The sequence below is a fragment of the Aureispira sp. CCB-QB1 genome, from assembly GCF_000724545.1.
Classification (GTDB): domain Bacteria; phylum Bacteroidota; class Bacteroidia; order Chitinophagales; family Saprospiraceae; genus Aureispira.
On record NZ_JHBV01000155.1, the window covers coordinates 1 to 5,968 of the forward strand.

Annotated in this window: 9 protein-coding genes; 8 read left to right on the forward strand and 1 reads right to left on the reverse strand. The window is 37.5% G+C overall.

From position 1 onward, the window contains the following. From CG11_RS28505 to CG11_RS28525, 5 genes are all read left to right on the forward strand, one after another. Positions 1-402: hypothetical protein (locus tag CG11_RS28505; RefSeq protein WP_231512849.1), on the forward strand; the 402-nt coding region annotated here is incomplete at its 5' end. Between the two features lie 27 nt (positions 403-429). Continuing rightward, the gene (locus CG11_RS28510; protein WP_156039967.1) at positions 430-837 is read left to right on the forward strand and encodes a hypothetical protein; all 408 of its coding nucleotides are present in this window, start codon (positions 430-432) and stop codon (positions 835-837) included. Between the two features lie 186 nt (positions 838-1,023). Further along, entirely contained in the window at positions 1,024-1,272 is a 249-nt protein-coding gene (locus CG11_RS28515; RefSeq protein WP_052600313.1) for a hypothetical protein, read from the forward strand. Positions 1,273-1,343: 71 nt separating this feature from the next. Continuing rightward, positions 1,344-2,492: a hypothetical protein gene (locus tag CG11_RS28520; RefSeq protein WP_052600321.1), complete on the forward strand. Its 1,149-nt coding sequence runs from the start codon at positions 1,344-1,346 to the stop codon at positions 2,490-2,492. Between the two features lie 136 nt (positions 2,493-2,628). Beyond that, entirely contained in the window at positions 2,629-3,516 is an 888-nt protein-coding gene (locus CG11_RS28525) for a hypothetical protein (RefSeq protein ID WP_052600322.1), read from the forward strand. On the opposite strand, the gene CG11_RS28530 is transcribed toward CG11_RS28525, so the two are convergent. After that, positions 3,513-4,073 carry a hypothetical protein gene (locus tag CG11_RS28530; protein ID WP_052600323.1) on the reverse strand — a complete coding sequence of 187 codons (561 nt, stop codon included), beginning with the start codon at positions 4,071-4,073 and terminating at the stop codon, positions 3,513-3,515. The genes CG11_RS28525 and CG11_RS28530 overlap by 4 nt on opposite strands. 157 nt (positions 4,074-4,230) lie before the next feature. Between CG11_RS28530 and CG11_RS30335 the strand changes: the two genes are divergently transcribed. The 3 genes from CG11_RS30335 (at position 4,231) to CG11_RS28540 (ending at position 5,918) form a co-directional block, all read left to right on the forward strand. After that, positions 4,231-4,377: a hypothetical protein gene (locus CG11_RS30335; protein ID WP_156039968.1), complete on the forward strand. Its 147-nt coding sequence runs from the start codon at positions 4,231-4,233 to the stop codon at positions 4,375-4,377. Then, positions 4,378-5,277 carry an LPD1 domain-containing protein gene (locus CG11_RS28535; RefSeq protein WP_052600324.1) on the forward strand — a complete coding sequence of 300 codons (900 nt, stop codon included), beginning with the start codon at positions 4,378-4,380 and terminating at the stop codon, positions 5,275-5,277. Positions 5,278-5,606: 329 nt separating this feature from the next. Then, a complete protein-coding gene (locus CG11_RS28540; protein WP_052600325.1) occupies positions 5,607-5,918 on the forward strand; it encodes a hypothetical protein in 312 nt (103 codons plus the stop codon). Positions 5,919-5,968: the final 50 nt, after the last annotated feature.

Consider the following 5,968-nt stretch of genomic DNA (forward strand, 5'->3'; position numbering starts at 1 on the left):
CATATTCGGTGGAAGAACCAAACCAACAACAAAGCGATGAAGATTGAAAATGAGAAGCAGCTCAAGAGTGTTGAAAAGTATTTAACCAAGTATCGACAGTCCTGGAAATGGGCCAGCTTAAAAACACTACATACAAATAAAGTCATCCATTATTATCATCCGAAAACAGGTGTTGAGCGCTTGGATTTAAAAACCTACAAAGCGCAATTTACCGCCTATTCCTTGTACATCATTCCGACCAGCTCCTACAAGCGCAAAACAGGCATAGAAAAAGGGATTAGTCAACGGATTTACGATTTAGAGCAAATTCATCAATACTGGACAAAAGATGTGTTGAGAATAGATGTTTATCTGGAGGGCAAGAAAATTAATTCGTATGAGAATGGTCGATTTTTAAACTAATACAACATGTTTTTAAACCAACACAACATGAGCGATTACAAACTATACACAAGCCTAGAGCAGCAACGAATTCCTTTGCAATTACAACGCTCGCATTGGCAACAGCTGCACGGATGGTTGAGCAACTACCTTAAAAATGGCACTGCGCACAACAGTTTGGAAGCGTTGATCCAATGTGCCTTGACTCAAATTTACATCAAGGTATCCAAACAGCTGGAAACCTTGGCAAAAAAAGGCAAAGCCCTACCAAGTTTTTCGACCCTGCACTTGACGCCTTTGGAGAAATATTGCTTTCGCTACGTGTTTTCGATTGAGTTGGCAATTTTGGAGGAAGAGCAGGAAGATACGACCTTTTTTATGGCGTATTTACAACCCATTTTAGACCATTTACAAGCACATGAAATCAATTCTAATACAGGATTGAGCAGCATTTAGAAGATCATTTATTCATTGATCAATAGTTCGTTGAAAAACTTTATTAGTTTGATAATCAGTAAGTTGTAGATTTACTGTGTTTTCTGTTAAAGTTTTGATTATCAAACTAATATAAATGTGCTTTTTTATCTTTTTGGTAAAAAAGTAAAAAATCAACGAACTACTATTGATAAAACAACATAGAAAATGGCAGATAACAAGCAACACAGCCCATTCAGTGCAAAAGATTATGTGATTCAACATTCAAAGCAACTGTTAAAGGAAGCTCCATTGTGGGCTTTGATTAGAACGGATAAAAACGGTGCTATCCACATTCATACAGAGAGCAAAGCTCAATTTTTGGCTTTGATGTTTGGAGTGTTCAAAGAGGAACCAGAATTGAAGGAAGACTTGGATATGATGTTCAAATTCGAGGCACAACGAATTAAAAAATAAATTCATTAAAAAAGGAGTTGCTGTCACTTAATCCAGCAACTCCAAGTAAGAGCATTTTGAAAGACAAAGATATGACAACTTTTAGAGAAAATCCATACGCCAAGGCACGGAATCTGCTCAATGGCTGGATATTTAGAACGAATTTGAACAAAACCCTAGATTCAAAATTTAAGCACAAACGATTTTCTGAGCGTTTCGCTTTGGCAAACAATGCTTTTTTAAGCTTAGGTGTGGTGGCACAGCTGGCGAGCATGACCACGGCATTTGTGATGCTGTCTTACTTGTTTGTGAGCACCCCTACTCTCGTTCGCATCGTCGCTTCGATTACTCTGTTGGTAGCGATTGAGGTGATCAAACGTTTATCGACCAACGATGCGATGCAAGGGCTTTTTCAGTATAAAAAAGTCGAGCCTTTTGCGGCTGTTTTGGGCTTGGCGACGCTAACGGTAAGCATTTACATTGCAATTGAGGGAGCTAAGATTTTGCCGAGTTTGCTTGTTGATGATGCGATTCAAGAGCAACCGAAACAAGTTGAACCTGATGCGATTAATGAGGATTATGATGGCAGAATAGCCGCCTTGACTTTGGAGCGTGATACTTACCGAGAAAATCGTCTTTGGAGGGGTCGCTTAAGAAGTGAGGATGCTGCAATCATTGAGCAATACAACAAAGATATCCAAGTAGTACAAGCGCAAAAGGATGCTGCTTTGGTCGAGTTAAAGACAGAAAATAAGGCAGCGAGAGACCAGGCTTTTCAAGTTTTTCAAGAGCGCTCTGATGCGGTGAAGGTAGAGCGAGCCGATTTAGGACGGCAGCTGGTCACGGCTGCGATTGGTTTTGAGGTTTTATTTGTGCTGTCGATGTGTTTTTCTTGGTGGTATTATACGGAGTGTGAGAAGGAACGGCAGGATCTTCAAGAGAGCTTGGAGCAGCCGACCAATACGAACCCACCTCCTGTTGTTAAAAGTGATCCGTTGGAAACTGAATTGCCGCTCGTCCACGTGCAAGAGGTTGGTGCTCGTGCTCGAAAGATTGGGTTTAAGGATTATGAAACAGAGGCTCCCATATCTCCTACTGAAGAGGAACGAGTCAAGAAGGAATATACTCGTATTTGCCCTCAATGTAACACGCCTTTTGTGCATAAGAATCACAACCATACCTACTGTACTCGTGATTGTTATTTAAGTGCTCGAAAGAAAAACTCTGCGCACAAAACATAGGCTTGTTACTGCGGAAGTACTCGGAAGTATTGGGGCATTACTTCCGCAGTAACAAAATGGCTGAACCTTCGATAAATCAAAGCTTACTGCCGAGTACTTCGGAAGTAAAACGATTCCATTTTCAAACATAAATAATATGGCAACAAGAACAAAAGATGCATTCAATCGTCAATGGATTATAGACCATTCTTTAGCAGTAATTTCGAATTATGATCATGGTATTTTAACCTTAAGAGGACTACATTATCAATTGGTTGCTTTGGGAATGACCAATAGTATTCAGCATTACAAGCGAGTCGTTGCAGCGATGACCAAAGCCCGTTGGGAAGGTTTGGTTCATTTTGAAACGTTTAGCGACCATGACCGTTCTGTATTGGGAGAGACCGTTATTAAAGAGACAATTGTCAGTGATGAAATAGAGTCTTCTAAAAATGCGATTGAGTACTGGATGAAAAACTATCGAAAAAATCGTTGGGAGAATCAACCTTATTTTGTAGAAGTTTGGATTGAAAAGAAAGCGTTACAGGGAGTATTTAATGAGCCTTGCCGAATGGAAGGAGTGGCTTTAGCTCCTTGCAAAGGCTATCCTTCCTTGACCTTTTTGAATGACGCTTCCAAGCGTTTTCAAGAAGCAATGGAGGAGGGCAAAATACCAACGATTTTATATTTTGGCGATTACGATGCTAGTGGAGAGGATATTCCTAGAAGTATACAAGCCAATTTAGAAGACTTTGGTGTTGCGGTGGAGGTCAAGCGGATTGCTTTGGTAGAGAAGCAAGTCTTAGAAATGAATTTGCCACCAGCTCCAACAAAAAAGAGTGATTCTAGAGCTCAAAACTGGACAGGTTTGGGGCAGGTGGAATTAGATGCCGTTAAACCTGAAATTCTACAAGAGATGTGCACAGAAGCGATTGAAGCTTTGTTTGATGCATCTTTGTATGAGGACCTAAAAGAAATAGAGGCAAAGGAGAAGGTGGTTTATATTGCTGCTCTAAAGGATTTTGTTACTAATTTGAACGATTAGGAGTTACTAGCTTGGTACTCTGATTCTATTTGCTTTTTTATTTCTTTAAATAAACGTACTCCTTCTTTCTTATCTTGAGATGGAAATTGTCTAAAAAACCAATAATAGATTTTTTTAAAAAAGCTTAGTTTCCCATTTACTTCTATGAGAATTTTTAGTTCTGTCGTTGAACCACCAAGATCTTTAACAATCCAAGATCCTTCAAAAGGTGTGGCATTGAGAGAATCCAACATAGTAGATTTAAAATCTTCCATTAGAGGGTTTTCTAGGTCAATTATATCATTGTAAATATACCTGTATTGGATCAATTTATCTTTCTCTACAGCTAATGTCAAACAACCTAGATAGAAGGTTAATTTTTTAGCTGTTATTTTTAAATTGTAAACAACTCCAGCCTTAACCGACTTGCCATCTTCTAATAAATCTTTATCTATGAATTCACATTCATATAAAGAGGAGGCAATATTGAGTTTTTGAAAGTTTTCATGTAGAGAAATGAAATCAAAAACAAAACTAATTGGAGCTTTTACTTCTAAGTTAATTTCTTGGTATTTCATGTGCTTAGTTTTTATAAATTTCAAAAATAAGCTTCTAGAGTTCAAAACACAAAAAAATACGCTACTAAAACAGGTGGGCGTATTTTTTTTGCTTGACATTAGGCTATAAAGCTGCTATATTAGGCGTTTTAGCATTCTTAATAAAAATAAAAGCACATTGAAAAAACTGAAAAAAACTAGAGCAAAACTTCGTTCAGGAGAAAAGATTGTTGGCAAGGGTGTTCCCGATTGTATGCTCAACCAAGAGCGAATTAAGAAGCTCAAGCAACTAAATTCTAAAACAGCCAAAAAACGGAGAAAATAGATGAAGATTGTTGATACATTAACCCCAGAGGATGGTTCCAACTTGGAACGCTGGTGGAAGTTTCAAGGTTTTGAGGCAATCTATAAGGAATTTAGAAAAGGAGCTGTTAACGATGATTTAAAGAGGATTAAAGACATTCGAGAAGTATCAAAGGTTTTTCATTTAAAAGGCTATCAATTTGGGAATTGGGTAACACATGAAGACCGTTTTAATTACTTGGCAGCACTCACGGTTTGTCTTTACGATTTAAATCGAGTTCTACAATTTAAAGGCAACAACATAGGTTTAGATAAACACTTAGGGATTGCTTTTGGAGCGAGGGGAAAAAGAGGTGCTTTGGCTCATTACGAACCAGGTACCAATATCATTAACCTGACTCGTTATAAAGAAGCTCATCGTTTTAAGGATCCTTATGACAAAGCAAAACGTTTTGTTATTTCAGGAGGGGTTGGCTCTTTTGCCCATGAATACGGTCATTTTTTAGACTATTTCTTTGGCTCTAGAGTAGAAACACATAGGGCTTTTTCATTAACTAATGGGGATTCTACAGATTTTAAACGAATAACCTATGATGCAAAAAAGTACCCTATGCGCCATTTAGTAGAATCTATTTTAGAAAAAGCTTATTGGGCACCGAATAAAAAGGAACATTCTGTTTATGCGAATCGGATTAAAGGTGCCTCTAAAGGTTTACTTCAAAAGTATTTTTTGCAACGGAATGAAATTTTTGCTCGTTTATTTGAACAATACATTTCTCACAAACTAAAAAGCTTGAAGATACAAAATGTCTTTTTGACCAAGACAAAATATAACAAGGCTCAATATATGACCCCAACAGAAATGAAAGCAGTGATTCCTTTGTTTGATAAATTGTTAGTACAGATGCGAAGACATTTTTAAATCCTATTCTCCTTACCATTAAAGAAAGCTGTTCAATTTTGGACAGCTTTTTTTATGCCTTTTTAGAAAGCCAAAAAATTACGCCCCTAAATCAAGTCCCTCAAAAGAGAATCCTTTTGATTGCCAAAGAGCTGCTCTAACTTTATGTAAAACCAATTGATTAATTTAAAATAGTACTTCGTGGATTTTTTGCTTTGCTATCGCAAAAACAAAAAAACATCTTTGTATCCATATGATTATCAGAATTTCAAACGCTGAATATTTAAAATTTAGCCTACTAATAATCATATGGATACGATTTTACCACGAAGTATTGAAAAAAAAGCACCATGATTTTAGCCATTTGTATGCTAATTGTAGCAGGAATAATTTATTACAGTTGTCATCAAATTCCCCCCGATCCACTCTTTCCGAAGGAGGTTTGTATAGAAGAAAAAGATTTTTGGGAGGACGAGACAGATGAAACGATTCAAGAAGCAACCATGCACCCACTACAAACAGTCGCTGAAGCGTCCGAAACCTTAGTACTTCCTAAGTATTCCAGGAACCAATCCATCAAGGACCCCAAAAAAGCCATTAAAAAGCGTCGAAAAAAGCGCCGCATTGCCAAAAAAAGCCGCCAACAGAACCGCATTTGTTAACTCTTTAATCCCATACCATGAAACGACAAAAGACCGTTTTTATCTACCGA

Excerpts from the sequence above, each read along its gene's own strand:
- CG11_RS28510 (WP_156039967.1), top strand. The coding sequence starts at position 430 with ATGAGCGATTACAAACTATACACAAGCCTAGAGCAGCAACGAATTCCT.
- CG11_RS28515 (WP_052600313.1), top strand. The coding sequence starts at position 1,024 with ATGGCAGATAACAAGCAACACAGCCCATTCAGTGCAAAAGATTATGTG.
- CG11_RS28520 (WP_052600321.1), top strand. The coding sequence starts at position 1,344 with ATGACAACTTTTAGAGAAAATCCATACGCCAAGGCACGGAATCTGCTC.
- CG11_RS28525 (WP_052600322.1), top strand. The coding sequence starts at position 2,629 with ATGGCAACAAGAACAAAAGATGCATTCAATCGTCAATGGATTATAGAC.
- CG11_RS28530 (WP_052600323.1), bottom strand. The coding sequence starts at position 4,073 with ATGAAATACCAAGAAATTAACTTAGAAGTAAAAGCTCCAATTAGTTTT.
- CG11_RS28535 (WP_052600324.1), top strand. The coding sequence starts at position 4,378 with ATGAAGATTGTTGATACATTAACCCCAGAGGATGGTTCCAACTTGGAA.
- CG11_RS28540 (WP_052600325.1), top strand. The coding sequence starts at position 5,607 with ATGATTTTAGCCATTTGTATGCTAATTGTAGCAGGAATAATTTATTAC.